The organism is Hydrogenophaga sp. (genome assembly GCF_035481345.1).
GTDB lineage: Bacteria > Pseudomonadota > Gammaproteobacteria > Burkholderiales > Burkholderiaceae_C > Hydrogenophaga.
Genome location: NZ_DATIGV010000141.1, coordinates 1 through 24,017, shown reverse-complemented (window position 1 = coordinate 24,017; position 24,017 = coordinate 1). Strand labels below are relative to the sequence as shown.

The 24,017-nt window shown below is 68.7% G+C and carries 23 protein-coding genes; 7 read left to right on the top strand and 16 right to left on the bottom strand.

Annotation, left to right across the window (positions count from 1 at the left end; all coding sequences use genetic code 11):
* The 4 genes from urtB to urtE form a co-directional block, all read left to right on the top strand.
* Nucleotides 1-1,423: urea ABC transporter permease subunit UrtB (gene urtB, locus VLG41_RS15215; protein ID WP_325350241.1), on the top strand; the 1,423-nt coding region annotated here is incomplete at its 5' end.
* A complete protein-coding gene (urtC, locus tag VLG41_RS15210) occupies nucleotides 1,420-2,544 on the top strand; it encodes an urea ABC transporter permease subunit UrtC (protein ID WP_325350240.1) in 1,125 nt (374 codons plus the stop codon). The genes urtB and urtC, both read left to right, overlap by 4 nt.
* A complete protein-coding gene (urtD, locus tag VLG41_RS15205; protein WP_325350239.1) occupies nucleotides 2,541-3,416 on the top strand; it encodes an urea ABC transporter ATP-binding protein UrtD in 876 nt (291 codons plus the stop codon). Before urtC ends, urtD begins: the two co-directional genes overlap by 4 nt.
* A gap of 2 nt (nucleotides 3,417-3,418) precedes the next feature.
* Nucleotides 3,419-4,123 (top strand): urea ABC transporter ATP-binding subunit UrtE, encoded by a 705-nt coding sequence (gene urtE / locus VLG41_RS15200; protein WP_325350238.1) that lies wholly within the window; start codon nucleotides 3,419-3,421, stop codon nucleotides 4,121-4,123.
* A gap of 8 nt (nucleotides 4,124-4,131) precedes the next feature.
* Here the strand turns inward: urtE and VLG41_RS15195 are convergent, their stop codons facing one another.
* The gene (locus VLG41_RS15195; protein WP_325350237.1) at nucleotides 4,132-5,466 is read right to left on the bottom strand and encodes a hypothetical protein; all 1,335 of its coding nucleotides are present in this window, start codon (nucleotides 5,464-5,466) and stop codon (nucleotides 4,132-4,134) included.
* Between the two features lie 390 nt (nucleotides 5,467-5,856).
* Here VLG41_RS15195 and VLG41_RS15190 point away from each other — a divergent pair, with 390 nt between their 5' ends.
* On the top strand, nucleotides 5,857-6,057 hold the full coding sequence (locus VLG41_RS15190) for a hypothetical protein (protein ID WP_325350236.1): 201 nt from the start codon (nucleotides 5,857-5,859) through the stop codon (nucleotides 6,055-6,057).
* Nucleotides 6,058-6,160: 103 nt separating this feature from the next.
* Here VLG41_RS15190 and VLG41_RS15185 read toward each other — a convergent pair whose 3' ends face one another.
* Genes VLG41_RS15185 through VLG41_RS15175 form a run of 3 tightly spaced genes read right to left on the bottom strand, consistent with a single transcriptional unit; the run spans nucleotide 6,161 to nucleotide 10,919 of the window.
* Nucleotides 6,161-7,129, bottom strand: a complete 969-nt coding sequence (locus tag VLG41_RS15185; protein ID WP_325350235.1) for a tripartite tricarboxylate transporter substrate binding protein — start codon at nucleotides 7,127-7,129, stop codon at nucleotides 6,161-6,163.
* 38 nt (nucleotides 7,130-7,167) lie between these two features.
* Nucleotides 7,168-8,757, bottom strand: coding sequence for an indolepyruvate oxidoreductase subunit beta family protein (locus VLG41_RS15180; protein WP_325350234.1), 1,590 nt, complete (start codon nucleotides 8,755-8,757; stop codon nucleotides 7,168-7,170).
* 2 nt (nucleotides 8,758-8,759) lie between these two features.
* A complete protein-coding gene (locus VLG41_RS15175; protein ID WP_325350233.1) occupies nucleotides 8,760-10,919 on the bottom strand; it encodes an indolepyruvate ferredoxin oxidoreductase subunit alpha in 2,160 nt (719 codons plus the stop codon).
* Nucleotides 10,920-11,017: 98 nt separating this feature from the next.
* Between VLG41_RS15175 and VLG41_RS15170 the strand changes: the two genes are divergently transcribed.
* On the top strand, nucleotides 11,018-11,926 hold the full coding sequence (locus tag VLG41_RS15170) for a LysR family transcriptional regulator (protein ID WP_325350232.1): 909 nt from the start codon (nucleotides 11,018-11,020) through the stop codon (nucleotides 11,924-11,926).
* Nucleotides 11,927-11,943: 17 nt separating this feature from the next.
* Here the strand turns inward: VLG41_RS15170 and VLG41_RS15165 are convergent, their stop codons facing one another.
* From VLG41_RS15165 to VLG41_RS15130, 8 genes are all read right to left on the bottom strand, one after another.
* Nucleotides 11,944-12,591, bottom strand: coding sequence for a hypothetical protein (locus VLG41_RS15165; protein ID WP_325350231.1), 648 nt, complete (start codon nucleotides 12,589-12,591; stop codon nucleotides 11,944-11,946).
* Nucleotides 12,592-12,668: 77 nt separating this feature from the next.
* On the bottom strand, nucleotides 12,669-14,342 hold the full coding sequence (locus VLG41_RS15160) for a response regulator (protein WP_325350230.1): 1,674 nt from the start codon (nucleotides 14,340-14,342) through the stop codon (nucleotides 12,669-12,671).
* 121 nt (nucleotides 14,343-14,463) lie between these two features.
* Nucleotides 14,464-15,294 carry an urease accessory protein UreD gene (locus VLG41_RS15155; RefSeq protein ID WP_325350229.1) on the bottom strand — a complete coding sequence of 277 codons (831 nt, stop codon included), beginning with the start codon at nucleotides 15,292-15,294 and terminating at the stop codon, nucleotides 14,464-14,466.
* Nucleotides 15,267-15,737, bottom strand: coding sequence for a VOC family protein (locus VLG41_RS15150; RefSeq protein ID WP_325350228.1), 471 nt, complete (start codon nucleotides 15,735-15,737; stop codon nucleotides 15,267-15,269). The genes VLG41_RS15155 and VLG41_RS15150 overlap by 28 nt, the downstream gene beginning before the upstream one ends.
* A complete protein-coding gene (locus VLG41_RS15145; protein ID WP_325350227.1) occupies nucleotides 15,734-16,696 on the bottom strand; it encodes an isopenicillin N synthase family dioxygenase in 963 nt (320 codons plus the stop codon). The genes VLG41_RS15150 and VLG41_RS15145 overlap by 4 nt, the downstream gene beginning before the upstream one ends.
* A 16-nt stretch (nucleotides 16,697-16,712) precedes the next feature.
* A complete protein-coding gene (locus VLG41_RS15140) occupies nucleotides 16,713-17,741 on the bottom strand; it encodes an ABC transporter substrate-binding protein (protein ID WP_325350226.1) in 1,029 nt (342 codons plus the stop codon).
* 38 nt (nucleotides 17,742-17,779) lie between these two features.
* Complete coding sequence (locus VLG41_RS15135; protein WP_325350225.1) at nucleotides 17,780-18,286, bottom strand: nucleoside deaminase; 507 nt, start codon at nucleotides 18,284-18,286, stop codon at nucleotides 17,780-17,782.
* Complete coding sequence (locus VLG41_RS15130; RefSeq protein ID WP_325350224.1) at nucleotides 18,283-19,314, bottom strand: ABC transporter substrate-binding protein; 1,032 nt, start codon at nucleotides 19,312-19,314, stop codon at nucleotides 18,283-18,285. The genes VLG41_RS15135 and VLG41_RS15130 overlap by 4 nt, the downstream gene beginning before the upstream one ends.
* A 311-nt stretch (nucleotides 19,315-19,625) precedes the next feature.
* Here VLG41_RS15130 and VLG41_RS15125 point away from each other — a divergent pair, with 311 nt between their 5' ends.
* Complete coding sequence (locus tag VLG41_RS15125; protein ID WP_325350223.1) at nucleotides 19,626-20,645, top strand: Rieske 2Fe-2S domain-containing protein; 1,020 nt, start codon at nucleotides 19,626-19,628, stop codon at nucleotides 20,643-20,645.
* Nucleotides 20,646-20,762: 117 nt separating this feature from the next.
* On the opposite strand, the gene VLG41_RS15120 is transcribed toward VLG41_RS15125, so the two are convergent.
* The 4 genes from VLG41_RS15120 to VLG41_RS15105 form a co-directional block, all read right to left on the bottom strand.
* Entirely contained in the window at nucleotides 20,763-21,239 is a 477-nt protein-coding gene (locus VLG41_RS15120) for a nucleoside deaminase (protein WP_325350222.1), read from the bottom strand.
* On the bottom strand, nucleotides 21,236-22,018 hold the full coding sequence (locus VLG41_RS15115) for an ABC transporter permease (protein WP_414652502.1): 783 nt from the start codon (nucleotides 22,016-22,018) through the stop codon (nucleotides 21,236-21,238). The genes VLG41_RS15120 and VLG41_RS15115 overlap by 4 nt, the downstream gene beginning before the upstream one ends.
* 7 nt (nucleotides 22,019-22,025) lie before the next feature.
* Entirely contained in the window at nucleotides 22,026-22,862 is an 837-nt protein-coding gene (locus VLG41_RS15110) for an ABC transporter ATP-binding protein (RefSeq protein WP_325350221.1), read from the bottom strand.
* A 66-nt stretch (nucleotides 22,863-22,928) separates the two neighbouring features.
* Nucleotides 22,929-23,963: an ABC transporter substrate-binding protein gene (locus VLG41_RS15105; RefSeq protein ID WP_325350220.1), complete on the bottom strand. Its 1,035-nt coding sequence runs from the start codon at nucleotides 23,961-23,963 to the stop codon at nucleotides 22,929-22,931.
* Nucleotides 23,964-24,017 lie beyond the last annotated feature (54 nt).

The following is a 24,017-nucleotide window of genomic DNA, read 5'->3' as shown; positions in this document are numbered from 1 at the left end:
GCTGCGCGCGCTCGCCGCCGAGTCGCTCAAGTCCACCGAGACGCAGGTCTTCATCGTCGAGGGCGAGAGTGCCCTCGACGCCACCAGCGGCCAGCCCGCGGCGCTGCCCGACATGGCCGAGGACGCCATGGTCAACAACCGGCTGCGCGGCGTGCTGGACACCGCGCTGGCCGGCATCGAACTCTTCAGCGCCGGCCCCGAGCGCCAGCGCGAGGCCGCGCGCAGCCTGCAGCGCAACGCCTTCAACGACCCGGACCCCGCGGGTCTGCCCCTGATCGAGAAGGCGCTGGCCATCGATCTCGACCCTCAGACACGCCAGTCGCTTGAACTCGCGCAGGCGGCGATGCAGCTCGCCAGCGAGGACGAGTCGCAGCGCCTGGCCGCGGCGGTGAAGCTGGGTGAGGCGCGCCAGCCCATCGTGCGCCCGCTGATCGAGGATCGCCTCAAGAGCGAAGCAAGCGAGGAGGTCAAGGCCGCGCTCGCGAAGTCGCTCGCGTCCATCGACCGCCGCATCGCCCTGGCCAGCGGCCTGGGCCAGGCCTTCACCGGCATCAGCCTGGGCAGCATCCTGCTGCTGGCGGCGCTGGGCCTGGCCATCACCTACGGGCTCATGGGCGTGATCAACATGGCCCATGGCGAGCTGATCATGGTCGGCGCCTACGCCACCTGGCTCGTGCAGGGCCTCTTTCGCCAGTACCTGCCCGACTGGTTCGACTTCTACCTGCTGCTCGCGCTGCCCGCGGCCTTCGCCGCCTCGGCCCTGGTGGGCGCGGTGATGGAGCGCACGGTGATCCGCTTCCTCTATGGCCGCCCGCTGGAAACGCTGCTGGCCACCTGGGGCATATCGCTGGTGCTGATGCAACTGGTGCGCAGCCTGTTCGGTGCGCAGAACGTGGCGGTGGAGAACCCGAGCTGGATGAGCGGTGGTGTCACCTTGCTCGGCAGCCTGAACCTGCCCTGGAACCGGCTGATCATCCTGGCCTTCGCCGCGGCGGTGCTGATCGGCGTGTCGCTGCTCATCGCGCGCACGCGGCTGGGGCTGTTCGTGCGCGGCGTCACCCAGAACCGGCCCATCGCCGCCTGCATGGGCGTGAACACCGCGCGCATCGACACCTGGGCCTTCGCGCTGGGCTCGGGCATCGCGGGCCTGGCGGGCTGCGCGCTCTCGCAGATCGGCAACGTGGGCCCCGACCTCGGGCAGGCCTACATCGTCGACTCCTTCATGGTGGTGGTGCTGGGTGGCGTGGGCCAGCTCGCGGGCACGGTCTATGCGGCCCTGGGCCTGGGCCTGATCAACAAGTTCATCGAAGGCTGGGCCGGTGCCGTGCTCGCCAAGATCGCGGTGCTGGTCTTCATCATCGTGTTCATCCAGAAACGCCCGCAAGGCATCTTCGCCCTCAAAGGCAGGAGCGTGGAGGCATGACCGGAATGCCCCAGACCCAGGCCGTGGTGCTGCCCGCCCGCGCACCCCTGCTCAGCCGCGCCGGCTGGAGCGCCTTCCTCGTCGCGCTGTTGGCTGTGTGCGCGCTGGCGCCCGTGCTCAACCTGCTGGTGCCCGCCGGCAGCGCCTTCCACCTGAGCGACTACATGGTCAGCCTGCTCGGCAAGATCATGTGCTACGCCATCTGCGCGCTGGCCATGGACCTGATCTGGGGCTACAGCGGCATCCTTTCGCTGGGCCACGGCCTGTTCTTCGCGCTGGGCGGCTACATGATGGGCATGTACCTCATGCGCCAGATCGGCCGCGACGGCCAGTACCAGAGCGATCTGCCGGACTTCATGGTCTTCCTGGACTGGAAGGAGCTGCCCTGGCACTGGGCGCTGTCCGACAGCTTCCTCGCCACGCTCGCGCTCATCGTGCTGGTGCCCGGTGGCGTGGCCTTCGTGTTCGGCTACTTCGCCTTCCGCTCGCGCATCAAGGGCGTGTACTTCTCCATCATCACGCAGGCGCTCACCTTTGCGGCGCTGCTGCTGTTCTTCCGCAACGAGACGGGCTTCGGCGGCAACAACGGCTTCACCGACTTCAAGCGCATCCTGGGTATCGCCATCGCCACGCCGCCGATGCGCATGTTCCTGTTCGTGCTGACGGGCCTCACGCTGCTGGGCTTCTTCCTGATGGCGCGCTGGCTGGTGCGCAGCAAGTACGGCCGCGTGCTGCAAGCCGTTCGCGACGCCGAGAACCGCACCATGTTCTGCGGCTACGACCCACTGCCCTACAAGCTGAGCATCTGGACGATTTCGGCCGTGATGTGCGGCATCGCGGGCGCCCTGTACGTGCCGCAGGTGGGCATCATCAACCCGAGCGAGATGAGCCCGGCCAACAGCATCGAGATCGCCATCTGGGCGGCGGTGGGCGGGCGCGGCACGCTGATCGGGCCGATCGTCGGCGCCTTCCTCGTCAACGGCGCCAAGAGCTGGCTCACCGTGACCTTCCCCGAGTTCTGGCTCTACGTGCTGGGCGGCCTGTTCATCGTGGTCACGCTGTTCATGCCGCAGGGGGTGGTGGGGCTGGTGAAGAAGGTGTTTCGCGGAGGCAAGGCATGACCCCCGATCTGATGCAGGCCGGCGCCGAGCGCATGCAGAAGTTCGCGGGCATCCTGCCCTCGGGCAAGACCGAATCGGGCGGGCGCAAGGCGGGTTACTCGCGGCCGGTGGTGGCGGGCGAGGTCGATGTCACGCACGGACGCATCCTCTACCTGGAAGACGTGCACGTCGCCTTCGACGGCTTCAAGGCCATCAACGGCCTGTCGCTGGACATCGCGCCCGGTGAGCTGCGCTGCATCATCGGCCCCAATGGCGCGGGCAAGACCACGATGATGGACATCATCACCGGCAAGACGCGGCCCGACAAAGGCACGGTGTTCTTCGGCTCCACCATTGACCTGCTGCGCCACCGCGAGGCCGAGATCGCCGCGCTGGGCATCGGCCGCAAGTTCCAGAAGCCCACCGTGTTCGAGCAGCTCAGCGTCTACGAAAACCTGGAGCTCGCGCTGGCGACCAACAAGCGCGTGTGGCCGTCCATGCACTTCCAGCCCAACGGCGAGCAGCGCGACCGCCTGGCCGAGGTGCTGCTCACCATCCACCTGGCGGAGCACGTGGCGCGCCGCGCGGGTGAACTGAGCCACGGCCAGAAGCAGTGGCTGGAGATCGGCATGCTGCTGATGCAGGACCCCAAGCTGCTGCTGCTGGACGAACCCGTGGCCGGCATGACGGACGAGGAGACCGAGCGCACCGCGCAGCTCTTCCTCTCGCTCAAGGGCCAGCACTCGCTGATGGTGGTGGAGCACGACATGGCCTTCATCCGCACCATCGCCGAGAAGGTGACGGTGCTGTGCGATGGCGCTGTGCTGGCCGAAGGCACGCTCGACGAGGTGCAGGCCGACGAGCGCGTGATCGAGGTGTACCTGGGGAGATGAGCATGCTCGACGTGAAAGACCTCCACCAGTACTACGGCGGCAGCCACATCCTTCGCGGCGTGGGTCTGCAGGCCAAGGCCGGCGAGGTGACGGTGGTGCTGGGCCGCAACGGCGTGGGCAAGACCACCTTGCTCAAGTGCCTGATGGGCCTGGTGCCCGCCAAGAGTGGCGAGGTGGTGTTCGACGGCCAGTCCGTGCGGCACGCGCCGCCCTATGTGCGGGCCCACCTGGGCATGGGCTACGTGCCGCAGGGGCGAGAGATCTTCGCGCGCCTGACGGTGCAGGAGAACCTGCAGATGGGCCTGGCCACGCGCCCCCTGGGCACGCCCGTGCCGCCGCAGCTGTTCGAACTGTTTCCCGTGCTCAAGCAGATGCTGGGTCGGCGTGGGGGTGACCTGTCGGGCGGGCAGCAGCAGCAACTGGCCATCGCGCGCGCCCTGGCCAGCAAGCCCAAGCTGCTGATCCTGGACGAGCCCACCGAGGGCATCCAGCCCAACATCATCAAGGACATCGGCCGCGTGATCCGCCAACTGGCCACGCAGGGCCTGGACGGCGAACCCATGGCCATCGTGCTGGTGGAGCAGTACTACGACTTCGCCGAGGCGCTGGCCGACCGCTACCTGGTGATGGAGCGTGGCGAGGTCATCGCCAGCGGGCCCGGTGGTGAGATGCAGGAAAAGGGTGTGCGGCAGCTCGTGGCGATCTGAGGCGTTCTTCAGACGAGCGACAACACCTGGGGTGTGCGCCGGGCCACGTCATTGCTAAGGCATCGGTTCAGCAGCTCGCGTTGTGGCTCGGTCAATTGGCCCGTTGATGCCCACTGCTGAAGCATGTGCATGACCGTCTGCGGGGTGCCGCGCAAGGGGTGCACATCGCTGAACAGACACAGGAATTTCAGCGCATCGGTGATGTGCTGTGGTGTTGCCTTGGGAATGTTCAGGCCTTCGTAGGCCGGCATGCTCAGCAGCACGCTGGCGATGCCCGCCATGCCGTCGTCGGCGCCAGGCCAGCGATCGAACTTCGACATGAAATCCTGCCCCAGTAGAGTGTCCCAATAGTGACCTTCAAAGTAAACCTGCACTTGGGGTGGGCGATGGTCGAAATGGCGTTGCAGTGCATGGGACCCGATCCGCAATTCCAGCCAGACGGGCTCTGCCAGCGGTCTGTCCTTGATGCGCTCTTTCAACCAGTGGACAACGGACAGCGTCTCCGTGGAAAGATTTTTCAGCACCAGGAAAGGCAGCCCCAATGCCAGTTCGGCCAGGAGCCTGGGCATTTGGTCATAGGGTGCCCACCGTTGCTTAGGGTCGGCGCCATGCAGGTTCCACAACCGATCGAGAGCACCAGCCATGTCCTTGGCTGAGGTTCCGGCGAGTATGGCGCTCAGCAGCGACTTCAGATGGTCTTCATCGTCCCGTTCAGCCCCGGCCTCTTCGCCGGTTTTCATCCATTGCACGAAGTTCATCAGCGGCAGCTTCGTCCACCGGGGGGTTATCGGCTTGTCGCCAGATGTCTTGGTGGTGAACCAGGTGGGGTGGTGCATCAGATGCCTCGCCCACAAGGCCAGGACCGGCCCCATGCGACGATGGAACCACCGATTGGTGAGGCTCATGGCGTGGACGTCCGGCAAATGGCGGGCGATGGTTTCGAGCGATGGTACTGTTGGCCGGGTTGCCGGCGTTGAAGGCAGGAACTGCCGGGCCACGTGGGGCCAGATGTCGACCGTGTTGTCTAACTGGAGGGAGAACGGGTCTTGTGAAGCTTGACCACGATCCGAAGGGCTTGGGCGTCGGGACCATATGTCCCTGAGGGCGCCTTTCAGTGAGGCGTAGTGTTCTGCGGGGCCAGGTATTTCTCGATGGAATGCCTTGAACTTCTCCCATTCGGCGTCGCTGAAGCCCTCGGCCACGGCATCGAGGACAGGGCGCAGTTGCAGGGCGAGGTTGTCCTCGAGAAGCTCCCACACGTGGAACAGGTCCAGCCAGTCCTGGAAGGTCACCGTCCCTTTGTCCACCGTGCTTGCGCCGGTCAAGGCCAGCAACTCGTCCACCAGCCGGGGCGGGTTGTCGCCGTGTCGTCTCACACACTGTGAGATCTGAGCGCCAAAGCCGGGGGGCTGGGACGGGGCTCTGGGAGAGGTGTATGTGACAACGGGGGGGTTGAAAGGGCTGTCGGCGGTTGTGCGTTTCATGACGATGCCTCGGCGTATGTGGCTTGAAGGAATCCGCTGGCAGGCGCAGTGCCTTGGCGGAGCGCATCAGTGGTCTCGCACTGGGGCGGGTTCCTCGCCCGCCCGCGCCATGGACGTGGTCTTTCTGCCGAGCCGGTGAAATCGGGCGCAACATGCCTGTTCCCGGTCTGCGCGCGCGGTCCCCGGAAGCCCCTGCAGGAACGCTGCTTGCCGCGCAGGATGCCCATCAACTGTCGTGAGGGCACTGCCATGACGCACAAGTACCCCCCACCCGACCAGGCCCTGGCCGAGCACCCCAAGGACTATTCCGACCCCGAGCTCAAGGAGTACACCGACGAGTTTGCGCAGGACATCATGGATGAAGTGACGCCTATCATGCCGATCGTGCTGCCACTCATGGCCGCGCTGCAGATGTTCATGCTGGCGTTCATCGCGGTGGTGATGGCGTAGCGGCGCGTGCGGGCGCATCTTGCGGGCGCCTCAGACGAGGGTCGCGGACTGGTGGTGACTGAACGCTTGCAGGTTGTCCCTTGTCCTGACGCGGCCCGCTCGCTCAATCCGCCGTGATCTTGCGTTCGCGGATGACGGCGCCGAAGCGCCTGGAGTCGTCCATGCCGCGCTTGCCGAACTCGGCCGGCGACAGCGGCAGGGCCTCGCCGCCCAGGTTGACCAGGCGCTCGCGCACGGCCGGCGTGGACAAGATCTTGTTGATCTCGGTGTTCAGGCGCGTGATGACGGCTGGCGGCGTGCCAGCAGGCGCGTAGAAGCCGAACACGGTGTCGGCGTCGAAGCCCTTGAGGCCGGCCTCGTCCAGCGTGGGCACATGGGGAAACAGCGGCGAGCGCTTGCCGCTGCCCACGGCCAGCAGCTTCAGGCGCCCGCTCCGGGCATGCTGCAGGCCGATGCCGGGGTCGAAGGCGAAATCGATCTGGTTGCCCAGCAGGTCGTTGAGCGCGGGGGCCGCGCCGCGGTAGGGCACGTGCACGGCGAACAGGCCGGCCTGGCTCTTGAACATCTCGCCGGCCAGGTGCGGCGAGCTGCCGTTGCCCGGCGAGCCATAGCTGAGTTTGCCGGGCTGCGACTTCACGAGGGCGATGAACTCCTGGATGTTGTTGGCCTTGAGGTCGTTGCGCGCCATGAGGTACACCGCGACGCGCGCGGCCGAGGCCACGGGCACCAGGTCCTTCGTGGGATCGAAGGCCATCTTGGGGTAGAGGTGCGGGTTCACCGACACCATGCCGCCCGAGGACATGAGCAGGGTGTAGCCATCGGCCGGCGACTTGGCCACCGCGTCGCCCGCCACGTTGCCGTTGGCGCCCGGGCGGTTTTCCACCACCACGGTCTGGCCGAGGGCATCGGCCAGGGGCGTGGAGACCAGGCGCGCGATCTGGTCGGCCGCGCCGCCGGGCGCGAAGCCCACCACCACCTTGACCGGCTTGTCGGGCCAGGCCTGTGCGAGCGCGGCGGGTGCGGCCAGCAGCGTGGCCGCGGCGAGGGCGGTGGCGGTGAGCAGGGATTTCATGGCGGTGTCTCCTTGTGTGTTGTCGACGGGAGGGGAACTCAGTGGGCCTGCTTCTTCAGGCGCGGGTTGTGGTGCCAGCGGATGGGTTGGGCTTTGAGCGGCCGCGCGGGCGCGCCATGTTGCACCAGCGCACGGTCCAGCGCGGTGCCGGCCTCGTCGGCCAGCGCGGCCTCGCGGGCCTGTGCCACGGCCTCCGCCGCACCGGGCGCTGTGGCCTTGGCCAGATGGTCCACGATGTGCAGCAGGTTGTCCTTGCCGCGCTCGTTGGTGCTGCCGTAGCCCTTGATGAGGCGGCCGCAGCGCGCGAGTTCGAGGCCCAGGCGCGCGTCGGCGCTGGCGCCGCGTTCCACGGCGGCCAGCCAGCGCTCGATCAGCGCCTGCTCGGTCGCGAAACGGCTGCCCAAGGGGCGCAGGCGCCGCGTGGCGGCCAGCGCGCGCAACGCGAGCAGGCCGACCACGCCGTGGCTGGAGATCTTGAGCGGCAGCGCCCAGGGCGCGTGGCCGCGCTGCACGCGGCGCTGGTCCCAGGCCAGCACGCGGCGCGCGAGCGATTCGGGCAGCAGGGCGGCGAACTCGGGTGCGCCGGGCTTGAAGTGGTCGTAGACCCGCAGCAGATCGCCGTTGGCGGCTTTCACCTCGCGGCGCACGCGCGCGGCGCGGCTGGCGCGCGCCTTGAGCTCGGCCACGCGCACGATGTCGTCGAAGGCCATCCACAGCGCGAGCCAGCGCGCGGCCTCGCGCGTGGCGGCGAAGCCCTGCGCGCCGGCGGGGTCGCCTGCGCGCTCGGCCGCCAGCACGCGCTGCAGGCGGGTCAGGTAGTGCTGGCCGTAGGCGGCGTCCTGGTATTCCACGGTGCGCGCGTGGCCCAGGGCCAGGATGTCGTGCAGCGCCGTGGGGAAGGGCGCCAGCAGGGCGGCGGGCGTGGCGGCGGTGGGCGCCGGGGCCTCGTCGCCGTCGTCGTTCATCACCTGCTCGACCCAGCGGGCCTGTTCGCGCTGCGCGCTCACCGCATCGAAGGCGAGCGCGAAGCCGCGCAGGCTGGCCTTGGCGTGGCCGCCCGCGCCACCCACCACGGCCTCGTAGTCGGCGCGGGTGAAAGGCAGCAGGCCGCTGGCGGCAATGGCGCCGAGCATGACCGCGCTGACCACGGTGCCGGCCTCGCGCGTGAGCGCGGCCATGTCGAGCACGTGGTGCGCGCGGCTGTGCTCGCGCACCAGCGCCAGCAGCGGCGCCTCGTCGCGGCGGCCGTCGCCCATCACCATCTTCTCGGCCGTGGTGAGCGCGCGTGAGGACGAGGTGATCACCAGCGTGTGTTCGCTGGACGCCAGGCCGTTGCCGATCTGGCGGCCGGTCTCCAGCAGCTCGGAGGAAACCAGGGCGTCGAGCCGGCCCGGCAGCGGGTTCAGGCCGAACACCGGGCGGCGAGTGCCCAATGCGGCCAGCGGCACGGGGAAGACCTCGAGGTAGTAGGTGGTGGCACCGGTGCGCTGGGCCACACCCGGGATGCTGGTGGCCTGGGCGGCGTAGCCCGCGTGGCGCGCGGTGTCCACCAGCCAGTCGGTGAGCGTGCCGCCGCCTTCACCGCCGAGGGCGCAGAGCAGGAGGGAGATGGGTTGGGCAGCAGACATGTTCAGGCAACTTGCAGAAAGCGGATGAAGGGGGCGCGCACGGCGTCGAGCAGGCGCTCGTGCCAGCGCGGGTTCTGCACCACCTCGGCGCGGTAGAAGGAGGGGCACAGCGTGGCCGCGTGCGCGTTGGCGCCGCACAGGCCGCAGCCCACGCAGCCGTCGATGACGGTGGCCACCGGGTCCACCTTGAGCGGGTCGGGGTTGTCCTTGAGCGTGAGCGTGGGGCAGCCTGAGAGGCGGATGCAGGCGTGGTCGCCGTTGCACACGTCTTCGTCCACGCCGTACTTCACGCGCACCACGCGCTGGCCCTTCTTCAGCAAGCCGGCGATCCAGGGCTTGATGCGGCGCTGGCGTTCGAGCTGGCACTCGCCCTCGGCCACGATGACCTTGAGGCCCTGGAAGTCGGTGGTGAAGGCCTCGGTGAGCGTGGCGCGCACCTGGTCCACCTCGTAGGTGTGCACGGTGCGCAGCCAGGCCACGCCCAGGCCCTTGAGCGTGCTCTCGATCGTCTGGTTGGCGTGCACCAGGCTCTGCGCCTTGTTCTCCGCCAGGTCCTTCACCAGCTCGTCGGGCGTGGAGATGATGTCCTGCGTGCCCGTGGCCGAGGTGTAGCCGTTCTTGAAGATCAGCAGCACCGCGTCGTCGCCGTTGAAGAGCGCGCTCTGCACGCCGGTGAGCAGGCCGTTGTGCCAGAAGCCGCCGTCGCCCATCACCGAGAGCACGCGCCGGCGCATCAGCGGCGACACGCCCGCGCGGCTGGCCAGGCTCATGCCGTAGCCCAGGATGGAGTGGCCGAAGGAGAAGGGCTCGAAGGTGGCCAGCGCGTGGCAGCCGATGTCGCCCGCGATGTGCACCGGGCCCACGTCCTGCTGCGCGAGCTTGAGCGCGGAGAACACCGGCCGCTCGGGGCAGCCGATGCACATGCCCGGCGGGCGCGCGGGCAGGGCACCACCCACGGCCTTGGCCACGTCGGCGCGGCGCTGCGCATTGCCCTGCAGCCAGGCGCGGGCCGAGGCCAGCGCGGCGGCGTCGCTGGCCAGGTACTTCTCGACGAAGCCCGCCAGGCCCTGAGACATCACCTCGGCCGTGTACTCGCCGGCGCTGGGCAGCAGGTCCTTGCCGTGCAGCGGCGTGGCGATGCCGGCGCGGCGCAGCAGCGTGGCCAGTTCCTGCTCGATGTACTCGGGCTGGCCTTCCTCGATCATCAGCACGGCGCGCTTGCCCTCGCAGAAGCGCTCCAGTTGCTCGGGCACCAGCGGGCTCGTCACGTTGAGCACCAGCATCGGGATCTTCGCTTCTCCAAAGGCGTCGGCCAGGCCGAACTGCTGCAGCGAGCGGATGAGGGTGTTGTAGAGCCCGCCCTGCACGATGAGGCCCAGGTCGGCGTGCTCGCCGCCGAACAGCTCGTTCAGGCCGTGCTCGGCGATGTAGCGGCGCGCCGCCGGCACGCGCTGCTCGCCCTTGAGCTTCTCGTGGCGGAAGGTCACGGGCGGGTGGGCCAGGCGCATGTAGTCGAAGCCGGCGGGCTCCTGGATCAACTGGCGCGTGGAGATGGCGGGCGCCAGGTTGTCCTTGGTCTCGAAGGCGCCGCGCACGTGGCAGGCGCGGATGCGCAGCTCCATGATGGCCGGCATGTTCGAGGCCTCGGAGAGGCGAAAGCCGTGCTCGACCATGTGCACCATGCGCGCCAGGTCGGGCCGCGGGTCGAGCAGCAGCATGCCGCTCTTGAGCGCGTAGGCGTGGGTGCGTTCCTGAATGACGCTGGCGCCCTCGCCGTAGTCCTCGCCCACCACAATGAGCACGCCGCCGGTGACGCCCGGCGAGGCGAGGTTGGACAGCGCGTCGGCCGCCACGTTGGTGCCGACGATGGACTTCCAGGTGACCGCGCCGCGCACGGGGTAGTGGATGGAGGCGCCCAGCATGGCCGCGGCGGAAGCCTCGTTGGAACAGGCCTCCACGTGCACGCCCAGGGTGTCGAGGTAAGGCTTGGCCTGCACCATCACGTCCAGCAGGTGCGAGACCGGCGCGCCCTGGTAGCCGCCCACGTAGGACACGCCCGACTGCAGCAGCCCCTTGGTGATGGCGAGGATGCCCTCGCCATGAAAGGTCTGGCCAGCGCCGAGCTGGAGCGACTGGATCTCCTCGCCGAATGAAACTTCCAAAGCGCTGTCTCCGTGGGGGTGTCGTGGGGAACCGGCGGAGTATGGGCGCTGCCGCGCCATCGATCCATACAATGAGGGCACTAAGTCTCATTACTGCCATGCATGTCAAGGACCTTGACCTGAACCTGCTGCGGCTGTTCGCCGAGGTGTACCGCGCGGGCAGCGTGAGCCGCGCGGCCGAACGCCTGGGGCTCACCCAGCCGGCGGTGAGCCACGGCCTCACACGCCTGCGCCTGCTGGTGAAAGACCCGCTGTTCATGCGCGCGCACGGCGGCGTGCGGCCCACCCCGCGCGCCGTGGCCCTGGCCGAGGCGGTGCAGGACGCGCTGGACGCGCTCGAGGGCGCGCTGGGGCGCACCAGCGTGTTCGACCCGACGACCTCGCGCCACCTGTTCCGCCTGCACATGAGCGACATCGGCGAGGGCCGCTTCCTGCCCGAGCTGATGGCCTGGCTGCACGCGCAGGCCCCGGGCGTGCGCGTGGCCACGCAGCCGGTGCCGCAGGCGATGCTGGCCGATTCGCTGGACGCGGGCGCGATCGATTTCGCCTTTGGCTTCCTGCCGCAGGTGCGCGAGACGCGGCGGGTGGAGTTGCTGCGCGACCGCTACGTGGTGCTGCTGCGCAGCGGCCATCCCATGCGCCAGCGCCTGCAGTCGTTGCGCGGCGCGGCGCAGTTGCGCGCGCTGCAGCAACTGGATTTCGTGGCGGTGCGTGCGCACGCCGACACGCTGCGCATCCTGCAGCGCACCGGCCTGCAGGAGCGGCTGCGGCTGACCACCGAGCACTTCATGGTGATGCCTTCCATCGTGCAGGCCACCGACCTGTGCGGTGTGATGCCGCGCAACATCGCGCGTGGCATGGTGCAGGCCGGCGGTTGCGCGATGCTGGAGCCGGCCTTTGAGGGCGCGAACTTCAGCGTGTCACTGCACTGGAGCCATCGCTTCGAGGCGAACCCGGCGCACCGGTGGTTTCGGGAGGGGGTGGTGGGGCTGTTCGCCGAGTCCTGAAGCGCCGCCACGCGGGTTCACAGGGCGTGGGTGGGCATCACGGGAAGCGATTGCGCGCGTTTGAGTGGGTTTGCGAACTGCAGGTGGTGCTTCTCCAGTTCGCACTGGTATACGTGAGTGCAAGCGTCTTCGTAGTAGCTTCTGGCGCCGTCGGGAAGATCGGTCTTCCTCGCCTGGAGGCAAGCGAGCAGGCTGCGCGCGGCGGGCAATGAGCGGCGCATGCGCACTTGGAGGCTGAGAGAAGTCCAGACTTCCTTGGCAGTGTCGGTGCCAATGGCGGCATCGAGACAGCGGGCGGCGATCCGACCCATATGCGCCGGGTCGTCCTCGGTGACCGAGGCAAATTTTCGAGTGATCTCGAGCAGCAGCTCGGGGCAATCGCGCAGCATCGCCGAGTTGACCCGTTCCATGAACTGGGCCATGTCATGTCCGTCCTGCACCTTGTCAATCACGTGAGCCAGTGCCCTCGCCGTGTAGCGCATCGCGTTGTGCTCGCGTTGCGGGTCATCGGGCAGCGTACGAGCGTGTCTTTCGATGGCTGCGAACTCATCGCGAAGCGTCGTTGGCGACAGGGGCGCTTGCGCCGAGGTCGAATTCGATGAGCTGCTCGGCGGGCGTTGTTGATGTGTCCAGGGAAGCCCGAATTGAGTGGAGACGTGTCGCATGAAGGGTTCTCTTTGAGGTTGAGGCCCGCTTCAGTTACCTGCCCCACGCCAGGCACTCCTGATGAAACCGTCTTGGCTCAGTCCACCGGTCTCGAGTCCAGCAGCCCCACGCGCTCCGGCGCCCGATACCCCGCCGGCAGCGCCACCCCACCCGGCGTCACCCCCGTGTGGTCGCCCAGGCGCAGCGGGCGTGCGCGGTAGTTCTGGCGCATGGCGTCCACGCGCTGCTGCAGCGCCTCGCGCGTGGCGATGCGTTCGGCGTGCCGCTGCAGCACCTGGTGCGCCGATTCGATGAGCTTGGCGTTGCGCGTGCGTTCGGCCTCGGTGAGCAGTTGCTCGACGGTGCCGGTGGGGTCACCCTTGAGGCTCAGGCGCATCGCCTGTTCGGACAGGCTCAGCACGCGCGCATGGCCGGTGCGCAGGGTCTCGGACCAGGCGTCCTGGCCCTTGGCGGCGCAGGCCAGCAGCTCGCTCATGGCGCGGCTGGTGCCGAAGCGCAGGGCGATGGCGCCAATGGTGGCTTCGGCGTCGGGTGGTGTCGCGCCGCGCTGCGCCATGCGCACCATCAAGGTCACGAGGTTGCACGCGCTCTCGGTGTCGAAGCCGGGCGTGAGCACCTCGCGCATGAGCCGGACCGTGGTGTCCTGCGCCGCGGTGTTCAGCTTGTTGTGCAGGTTGTTGATGGCGCCGGCGACCTCATGCAGGCGGCGCGGGCGTTCAGGATCGAAACTGCGCTCGGCGATGCGCGCGAGGTGGTCCACGCAGCGTTGCAGGCCGCGGGTGTCGTTGTTGTCGAGGCGCGCGAGCGCCAGCAGCACCAGGGCCTGGGGGTCGAACAGCTTGGAGTCCACGCCCAGGCGCGCGGCGCGGTCCAGCAGAGCGACGCCTTCGCCGCGGTCGCCGCCGTAGAAGGCCAGCATGCCGTGCTTGAGCAGCCGGCTCACCGAATGCGGCGTGAGCCGCGTGGCCATGGCGTAGGTGGCCAGGGCCTGGTCGAACTGGCCCAGCTCGAACTGCGCGCGGCCCATCACGTCGTAGGCGTCGGCGTAGCTGCCGTCGTCCGCCAGCAGGCTTTCGATGGTGGTGATGGCTTTCGCCGGCACGCCCGATTCGAGCTGCGCGCGCGCCACGCCCAGGCGGGCCCAGGGCAGGGTCTTGGCCTCGATGACGGCTTCGTAGAGTTGCTGCGCTTCGCCGATGCGGCCGGCGCGCAGCAGCAGCTCGGCGCCGATGCGGGCGGCGTACAGCCAGTACTCCTGTCGGGTCTCGAAGCGCGCCAGGCACAGGGCGGTGGCGTGGTCGAAGTCCTGCGCGTCGATGGCGCTGAAGATGGCGTGCAGCGCCTTCTTGCGCTGGCGCGCGAGCTGGATGCGTTCGCCCAGGCTGGCGGCGGTGTGGGGCTTGAGCAGGTAGGCGTCGAGCGCGGACTCGGCCGCTTCGGCCACCTTGCTGTAGGTGGCCTCGGCGGTGAGCATCATGAACACCGTGTGGAAGGGCAGGATCTGGTGTCGGCGCAGGTCGTCCAGCAGCTCCTGGCCGGAGTAGCTTTCCTTGTCGAAGCTCTGCTCGCAGACCACCACGTCGTAGCGCTGGGCCTCCAGCCGGCGGCGGGCGTCGTGCACGCGCGCGCACTGGGCCACGTTGCCCACGCCCAGGTCGCGCAGTTGCGAGACGATGATCGCGCGCGACTGGGCGTTGCCTTCGATGACGAGGGCGGCGGCGGCGTGCAGGGGGTTGTCGGCGACGTGCATGAAGGGGCGCGGCCCGCAGTGGGCCGTGTGGGCATTCTGCGGCGGCGGGTGGGAAGCGATCAGCGGATAAGCGCGGTGGCGAGGGCGCTGTTCGCTGGCCGCCGAGGGTTTCCCCGGGTGCTCAGACCCGCCAGATGCGCGGTGCCGCGCGGCCCATTTCCCAGGCCTGGTCGCGCAGCGCCGCCCACACGCGCTGCAGCACGGCCATCAGCGGTTCGACTTGCGGCGCCAGCGCGCGCACCACGAGCAGGCGCGGCTCGGGGCTGGTGGCGCCCGCGTGCACACCCGGCGCGGCCTCGTCCAGCGCGGCGCGCACGGCGTCGAGCAGGGCCTCGCGCCGTGTGTCGGTCCATGGCGTGCCCTGCGCCAGCCACAGCGTGCCCAGGGCGCGCTGCCCGGCCAGCCCCAGGGGGCTGTTCAGCAGCCGCGCATCGGCGGCGTCGATGCGCGCGCGCTCCAACCACACACCGGGCCACTGCACTTCCTGCAGCAGCGTGCCCTGCGCGAAGGGCTGGCCGGCGGCGGGCAGGCCCAGCGCGCAGACGTCCCAGCCCAGGCATTCGCCACCGGGTGCAACGTCCATCGTGAGCGCGTTGCGCGCCCGGCAGTCGGGGTAGGCGATGGTCTCCAACGGCAGCCACTCCAGGCGCGCGCCCTCGGCCACGCTCAGGTGCACGCGCTGCGCGGCCTCGGGGCCGTCGCTGCGGTAGAAGCGCGTGGCGCCGGGGGTGCTGATGAGGGCGTGCGCACCGGCCTCGGCCCGCACGCGGATGTCGAGCGTGTCGCCACCGACCAGGCCTCCCGGCGGGTGCACGACCACGTTGTGGCAGATGCCCTCGCCCTCGGGGTACAGGCTCTTGAGGATGCGCAGCGGGCCGTCGTGGCGGTGCTGCAGGGTGGTGCGCTCGCCGTCGCGGCGGTAGCTCAGGTCGAGGGTGGCGTGCCAGGGCATGGGGCGAGTGTAGGGTCGCTCCAGTCCAGCACCGGCGCGCTCACGCCCTCGGGCAGCCGCGTGCAGGCCAGGCGCAGCACATGGCCCTCCGGGTCGGACAGCACGGCCTGCCATTGGCCGTAGTAGGTGGGGAAGGGCCCCTGCACGACGCGCCCGCCGAGCGCGCTGGCCAACTGCGCGAGGCGATCGACGTCGGCCGGCGTGGGCAACTCGAAGGTGGCGTACGAGGTGACGGGTGCGGCAGTGGCCTCGCCCGCGCGCTCGGCGAGTCCCAGCAGGCCGTAGGCGGGTGGCGCGTGCAGGCCGAGCATGAAGCCCGGCCCCAGCAGCCCACGGAAGATGGGCGAGCGGCTGTGCGTGGCCTCGGGCAACTGCAGGAGGCCCTGGTAGAAGGCCAACTGGGCCTCGACGTCGCGGCAGAACAGGCTGTAGACGAGTTTCATGCCGCCGCTTTCAGGCCGTAGGTCTTGAGGTACATGTCGCGCAAGTGTTCACCGGCGGTGCAGGGTTCGTGGCGCGGGGCCGTGCCGTCGGGTACGGTGCCCGGCAAGGGCTCGATGCGCGTGAGGTAGTCGGGGTCGTAGAAGAAGGGGATGGAGTAGCGCGCCTGGCCACCCGAGTGCAGGTTGCGCACGCGGTGCGGGTTGGATCGGTAGAGGTCGTTGGTCCAGCGCGGGATCATGTCGCCGAGGTTGATGACGAAGCTGCCCGCCAACGGGGTGGCCGCCACCCACTGGCCGTCGGGCATGCGCACTTCCAGGCCGCCGTGCGCGTCCTGGGCGAGCACGGTGATGGCGCCCCAGTCGGTGTGGGCGCCGGCACCGAAGCTGCGCTCGTCGGCGTCGGCCGGGTGCGGCGGGTAGCGCAGCATGCGCAGGGTGACCAGCGGGTTGGCGTCGCTGCCGTCGAAGTGGTGTTCGTCCAGGTCGAGCGAGACGGCCAGCAGCTGCATCAGCCGCCGGCACAGGGCCAGCATGGTCTGGATGTAGGCCTCGCACAGCGCCGGGGCCTGGGGCAGTTCGGCGGGCCACTGGTTGTGGCCGTAGCCCTGGTAGCCGGCGCGCACGTAGGGGTGGTCGTCGGGGTAGGCCATGCCGCAGTAGAAGCTCTCCTTCATGTCGGGCCGGGCTTCGGCGTCCAGGGTCTGTTCGCCCAGGGTCTCGAAGCCGCGCATGGAGGGCGAGTGCCGCACCGAGAGCGCCTCGCGCCGCTCGGGCGGCAGTTCGAACAACTGACGCGTGAGCTCGAACTGCGCGCGCACCTGCTCGTCGGGCACGCCGTGGCCGACGAGGTAGAAGAAGCCCGAGGTGGTGCAGGCCTCGCGCAGGGCGCGCGCCACCTCGTCGGTTCGCGGGCCGCCGGGTGTGCCGGCGCCGCTCAGGTCGATGACGGGAATGCCCATGGCGTGTCTCCGGCGATCAGGCCTTGAGCCGGCGATCGGCCGGCGCGGGCAGGAAGCGGTCGGTCCACATGTCGGCGATGGGCAGGCGGCTGGCCAGGCCGAAGGCCGCCACGGTTTCGTCGATGGTGGCCTGCAGCCGCGGTGTGGTGGCCGCGCCCCAGCCGTCGCGGCGCGTGGCGGGTGTGTCCATGGTGGTGTCGATGATGAGCTGCAGGCGCTCGAGCTCGATGGCCTCGTCGAGCAGCGGATCGCGGGCCTTGAGCGCGGAGGCGGCGGCGCGCGGATCGGCGATGGCTTCGACCCAGCCCTGCGTGCTGGCCTTGACGAAGGCGCGCATCGCCTCGGGCGATTCGGCCATGGGCTTGGGCGCGGCGACGATGCCGTTGCCGTAGGAGTTCACGCCGAGTTCGCTGTAGCGGAAGGCGCGCAACTGGTCGGCGCCCATGCCGCGCGACTTGAGGTTGAGCAAGCCGGTGAAATAGAAGATCGCGAGCGCGTCGAAGTCGCCCTTGACGAAGCGCGTGTAGCCGATGTCGGGCGCGACGTTCTCCCACTTCACACCGCTGGGGTCGAAGCCCTGCGCCTTGGCCAGCACGGGGAACATCTTGCGCGAGGCATTGTAGGGCTGGCCCACGATGGTGCGGCCGGCCAGGTCGGCGGCGCTGCGGATCGGGCCGTCCTTGCGCACGATCACCGCGTTGGGGTTGAGGTCGTACTGGATGGCCACCGCCGAGAGCTTGCTCGCGGGGTTGTTGGTGTTGAACTCGATCATGGTGCCGAGATCGGCCGAGGCGGCGTCGTAGGCGCCGGTGGCCACCAGGCTGATGGCGGCGGCCGAGCCGTTGCCGGTGTCCACCGCCACGTCGAGGCCGGCCTGGCGGTAGTAGCCGCGCGCCGCGGCGAGCACGAAGCCCGCGCCTGAGGCCTCGACCTTCCAGCCGAGGTTGAACTTGAAGCGCTGCAGGCTGCCTTGCGCGCGCAGGAAGGGCGTGGCGCCGAGCAGGGACGCGGCGGCGGCGGTCTGGAGGAGGGCACGGCGTTTCATGGAGGACTCCTGTCGAGTGGGGTTGAGGGAGGGCGGGTTCAGGCTTTCCAGAAGCCTTCGTGCGCTTCGCTGGATTCGTCGATCAGCGCGGGCCCGATGCAATCGATGGCATGGGGTGACGCGGCGAAGACGTCGCGGCAGGACAGCTCGGCGTCGCGCTGTTCGGCGCGTTCGCCGCGGAACACGCGCAGGCGCACCGCGTCGATGCCGTAGACCACGCGGCCGATCGCGCTCCAGAAGATGGCGCCCGCGCACATGACGCAGGGCTCGGCCGATGAGTAGAGCGTGGCGCGCGCGAGCGTCTCGCGGTCGATGCGGTTGCCGAGCTGGCGCACCGCGTTGGTTTCGGCGTGGCCGGTGCAGTCGCCGGTCTCGCTGGTGTTGCAGTAGGCCTCGGCGAGCACGCGGCCATCGTCGGCTACGACGACGGCGCCGAAGGGCCGGTTGCCGCGGTCGCGCGCCACGCGCGACCAGGCGATGGCCTGGCGCAGGTAGCGGCCGTCGCGTTCATCGAGCGCGACTTCTTCCAGCAACTCAACGCTCATGCCTTGATCACCCGCGCCTCGAGCGGGGGCAGGAAGCCGCGGTGGAAGATGCCTTCGACGCTGGGGCGCGTCTTGAGCTTGAAGACCTCGCTGACCTCGTCCACCTGCCGCTCCAGCGTGCGCTTGAGCACGTCGCCCAGGCCGTGGCTGCGGGTGTCGGCGGCGGCCACGTACTCGCGCGTGATGCGCCAGCGCTCCAGTTCCACCGCCTCGTTGAGGATGGGCTCGCGCGCCTTGGTGGCGGCGATGGCAGCGGCCGGGTCGGCGAAGCTTTCCTGGATGGCGCGGTTGGTCGCGCGCAGGAAAGCGCTCAGCGCCGCGGGGTTCTGCGTGATCATGGCGTTGCTGGCCAGGATGGCGTTGCCGTACAGGTTCACGCCAGCGTCGGTGTACTTCAGCACCGACAGCTCTTCGGGCTTCATGCGCGCGAACAGCGAGACGGCGGAATCGTGGAAGTAGGTGGCGGCGTCGACGTCGCCGCGCACCATCACGTTGTCGCGCGCGGAGAAGTCGGTGGTGGACCACTGGAAGAAGTCCTCGCCCACGCGCAACTGGCGCGCCACCATCGGCCAGGCGCGGCGCGTGGATTCGACGGCGGCTGCCGCGACCTTCTTCCCCTGCAGGCTCCTGAAGTCGCTGGTGACGCCACGGTCCTTGCGGCCGATGATGGCGAAGGGCGCGCGGTTGTAGTACTGGTAGACGGCCTGCACCGCCGGCGTGCCACCGTTGGCGGCCTGGAACTCGATGAGCGAGCTGATGTCGCCCAGGCCCATCTGGTAAGCGCCACTGACGATGCGCGTGATGGACGCGACCGAACCAGAGCCCACGTCGATGCTCACGTCCAGGCCCTCGGCCGCGTAGTAACCGCGCTGCTGCGCGAGGAAGAAGGGCGAGGTCTGGCCCGTGACGCGGAAGTCCAGCGTGAACTTGATGGGGGTGGGTTTGGGCGCCCCTTGTGCCCAGACGATGGGGGCCGCGAGTGCGGCGGTGGAGGCGAGGGATCGGGCGAGAAAGCGGCGGCGCTGCATGGCGGTACTCCGGCAAAGCTGTTGGCTACCCCGGTGCACGCGCAGCGGGGGCTACAGAGCAATTTCCGGGCGGGTGCGTGGGGCGACCCGCTGAACGCTTCTACTCCTGCCCAGCGCGCTTGCATGAGCCGTGCCAGCCCGTGGCGCCGCTTCTCGCACCGCCGCGGTGCGCGGGTTCGGTGTTCCTTATGGCCTGTGTCTTGCTACAGTTCGGGCTGAGAGTAGAAGCGTTCAGCCCGCACCACGCGGGCAGGAAATTGCTCTTGAGCCCCCACGTTCAAGCCCAGCCGTTTCCCCCCAGGAGTGCTTCCATGCTCGTCACCCAACAAGCCGTCTTTCGCCGCCACTGGCACGCCGTCATGCCGCTGACGGAGCTGCAGGTCGGACCCCGCCCCTTCACGCTGCTCGGCGAGAACATCGTTCTCTTCCTCGACGAACACGGCGAGCCCGCTGCGCTGAAGGACCGCTGCTGCCACCGCACCGCGAAGCTCAGCAAGGGCTGGTGCAAGAACGGCAACATCCAGTGCGGTTATCACGGCTGGGTCTACAACCGCGAGGGCCGCGTGATCGAGATCCCGCAGTACGGCGCGGAGCGAGAGATCCCCAAGGACTACTGCACCCCCAGCTACCACTGCGTGGCGCGGCACGGCTACGCCTGGGTGGCGTTGGAAGCGCCCGAGGCCGACATCCCCGAGATGCCCGAGTTCGGTGCACCGGGGTGGCGCACCATCTTCCAGTTCTACGAGACCTGGCAGACCAGCCCGGTGCGCGCGCTGGAAAATTCCTTCGACAACTCGCACTTCAGCTTCGTGCACCGCGCCACCTTCGGTGTGGCGGCGCAGCCCAAGCCCAGCAAGTACGAGCTCATCGAGAACGAACAGGGCTTCTACGCCGAGACGGTGATCGACGCCGCGAACCCCGAGCGCTTCCAGCGCATCAGCGGCGTGAAGGACGCCATCACGCAGCGCCACATGCGCAATGCCTACATGCAACCGTTCTCTCGCCGGCTCGACATCGAGTACCCCAGCGGCGTGCGCCACGTCATCATCAATTGCTTCACGCCGATCGACGACGCCCGCATGCAGTTGTGCCAATGGCTGTTCCGCAACGACACGGAAGCGGATTGCCCGGCGCAGATGCTGATCGACTTCGACGCCGAGATCACGCGCGAGGACAAGGACATCCTGGAGAGCACCGACGCCGACGCGGTGGTGGACCTGCGCCGGCGCGGGGTGGAGTTCTCGATGGACTCGGACCGGCCGGGGATCCTGATCCGGCGGCAGTTGATGGCGATGCTGGCGGCGGCGGGGGAGACGGAGGTGCATCGCTGAGGCTGTGGGCTCTCGTCGCGATTCGCTCGTTGCACCTCGCAGGGCTCGCGGCCGTCAACCGGCATCACCCGCAGAAAGCCCCCGCAAGAAGACCCGGGGTGTCAGCCGGAGAAAGCCTCAGCGAGCAGACCAGAAGCCGAGATGCGGCTCCACCATCACATCGACCAGTGAATCCACCGGTCCGATCACGTCGATAGGCCGTTGCCCCCGCGCAAAGACCTCACGGCAAGGCAATGAAAGGGTCGGGTTCTCTTCATGTGAACCCGTGAGCGCGAGCAAGGATTCCTCACTAGCCCCATACACCACCCGCCCAATGCCGGCCCAGTACACCGTGCCCGCGCACATGGCGCAGGGCTCGAAGGTCGTCACCAGCGTGCAGTCTCGCAGGTAGGTCCCCGGGTAGTTGCTGGCCGCGTGGCGCGCGAGTGTGGACTCGGCGTGGTTCACCGTGTCGATGTTGCCCTGCTCGGCGAGCACCGTCTCGCCATCGGGCGCCACCAGCAGCGCGCCGAAGGGGTGGCGGCCCATGCCGGCGGCGCGCCGCGCCACCTCGTTGGCTCGGCGCAGGTGGCGCGCGACCTGATCGTCCGTCATGCGTTTTGCGAGCCGCGGTGCGCCCAGCCCGTGGTGTGCTTCTCGATGAAGCTGAACAGCTCGTACATGGCCATGGCCATCACGCCCACCACCAGCAGGCCGCTGAAGGCCAGGCCCATCTGCATGGACGAACCGGCGGAGATGAGCAGGTAGCCGATGCCTTCGTTGGACGCCGTCATCTCCGACACGGTGGTGCCCACGAAGGCCAGGGTGATGGCGACCTTGAGCGAGCCGAAGAAGTAGGGCATGGAGCGCGGCAGGCCGACCTTGGTGAGCACGTCCCAGCGCTTGGCGCCGAGCACGCGCAGCACGTCCTCCAGTTCGGGCTCCAGCGTGGCCAGGCCGGTGGCGATGTTGACCATGATGGGGAAGAACGAGATGAGGAAGGCCGTGAGGATGGCCGGGCCCACGCCGATGCCGAACCACACCACCAGGATGGGCACGAAGGCCGCCTTGGGCAGGGCGTTGAAGGCCGTCATGAGTGGGTAGACGGCCGCGTACGCCAGGCGCGAGCTGCCGATGAGGAAGCCCAGCAGCACGCCCACGACGATGGCCAGGCCGAAGCCCGCCATGGTGACCCAGTAGGTGCGCCAGGCGTGGCCGAGGATGGTGACCTTGTGCTCCAGCGTCTGCTCCCAGATGCGCGAGGGGCTGGGGAAGATGAATTCGGAGACGCCGAAGCCGGCGGTGATCACTTCCCAGACCACGATGATCGCGATCAGCAGCAGCAGGGGCGAGAAGCGCTCGATGTTCTTGCGTTGTTTGCTCGTCATGGACATGGAACGCTCACTGGTTGATGACGGCGCCGCTCTTGCGCATGGCACCGATGTGGCCGCGCAACTCGTGCACGATGTCGGTGAAATCCTTGGTGTAGGTCACGTCGAGTTCACGCGTGCGCGGGATCTCGATCTCGCGCTTGACGACGAAGCGGCCCGGGCTCTTGCTCATGCAGTAGACGGTGTCGGCCAGGAAGACCGATTCGCGCAGGTCGTGCGTGACGAGGATGACGTTGAAGCGCTGCGCCTCCCACAGGTCGCGCAGGGTGCACCACAGTTCTTCGCGGGTGAAGGCGTCGAGCGCGCCGAAGGGCTCGTCGAGCAGCAGCATCTTGGGTTCGTGGATGAGCGCGCGGCAGATGCTGGCGCGCTGCTGCATGCCGCCGGAGAGCTCCCAGGGAAATTTCTTGCCCATGCCGCCCAGGCCCACACTTTCCAGCAGCTTGAGCGCGCGTTCCTCGAACTCCTTGCGGCGGTCCTTGAACTGGTGGCGAAAGGGCTCCACGATTTCCAGCGGCAGCAGCACGTTGTCGAGCGTGGTGCGCCAGGGCAGCAGCGAGGGCGCCTGGAAGGCCATGCCCGAGATCTTGAGCGGGCCGGTGACGGGCTGGCCGTCGATGCGGATCTTGCCCATGCTGGGCATCTTCAGGCCCGTGGTGAGCTTCATGAAGGTGGACTTGCCGCAGCCCGAGGGGCCGACGATGGCGATGAACTCGCCCTGTTTCACCTTGAGGTTGATGTCCTCGACGGCGAAGACATTCTTGGCGAGCAGGTCCTCGTTGTAGGCGAGCCAGACCTGGTCGAAATCGACGAAGGGGGCGTCGTTCGCTGGGGCGGTGGTCGACATGGGCGGCTTTCTTCGAAAAAAAGGCCAGCCGCGCGGTGGAGGCTGGCCCTGCGCTGAGCGAGGGGTTTACTTCTTGGCGGGCGGCAGGACGTCGAGTTCGGCCTTGCTGGGCAGCATGGAGCCGTTCCAGATCTTGGCCGGGTCGACGCGGGTCTTGGTGCCGTAGGCGTCGGACACCTGCGAGGCCATCAGCGCCAGGCGGCCCGGCACGATCTGGCCGAAGCCTTCCTTGCGCGCGTCGGGGCTGGCCACCACGGCGTCGATGGCCAGGGCCAGGCGGCGCGTTTCCAGGGGCACGTTGATGATGCCGTCGCGCGCCTTCACGGTGTCGATGGCGCCGGCCGGGTTGGCCATGACTTCCTTGGCGCCCTTGGCGAAAGCGGTGAGGAAGGATTTGACCGCGGCGGGGTTCTCGGCGATGAGCTTGGGCGAGGCGATGATGACGTTGCCGTACAGCTTCACGCCGTGCTCGGCGTAGGGAAGGATGACCACGTCCTCGGCCTTGACGCCGCGCGCCTCGAGGTTGAGCAGCGAGGTGAAGGAGAAGCCCGTGATGGCCTCGATGTCGCCACGCACCAGCATGGTCTCGCGCAGCGGCGGGTCCATGGAAGTCCAGGCCACGTTGTTGATGCCATTGGCCTTCTGGAAGATGGGGAAGCCCTTGCGGCCGGCGTCGAAGACGGGGGCGCCGAGCTTCTTGCCTTCCAGGTCCTTGGGCTTGGTGATGCCGGTCTTCTTGAGCGCGAGCACGGCGGCCGGCGTGTTGTTGTAGACCATCATCACCGCGATCGGCTTGTTCGGCGCGTCGGGGTTGTTGGCGTGGAACTCCATGAGGGCGGCCAGGTCGGCGAAGCCCATGTCGTAGGTGCCCGAGGCCACGCGCGTGACCGTGCCGCCCGAGCCGTTGCCGGCGTCGATGGTGACGTCCAGCCCGGCCTGCTTGAAGTAGCCCTTGGCGGCGGGTTGCAGGAACAGGGCGGCGGGGCCTTCGAAGCGCCAGTCGAGCTGGAACTTGATGGGGGTCTGCGCGTGCGCGGCGCCCACGAAGCTGGCGGCCAGGGCCAGGGCGGCGGTGGTCTGGAGGAAGCGGCGTTTGTTCATGGTTTCTCCAAGGCTGGGCGGTGGTCGTCGTTGTGTTGGCGCGCCCGCCGGAGG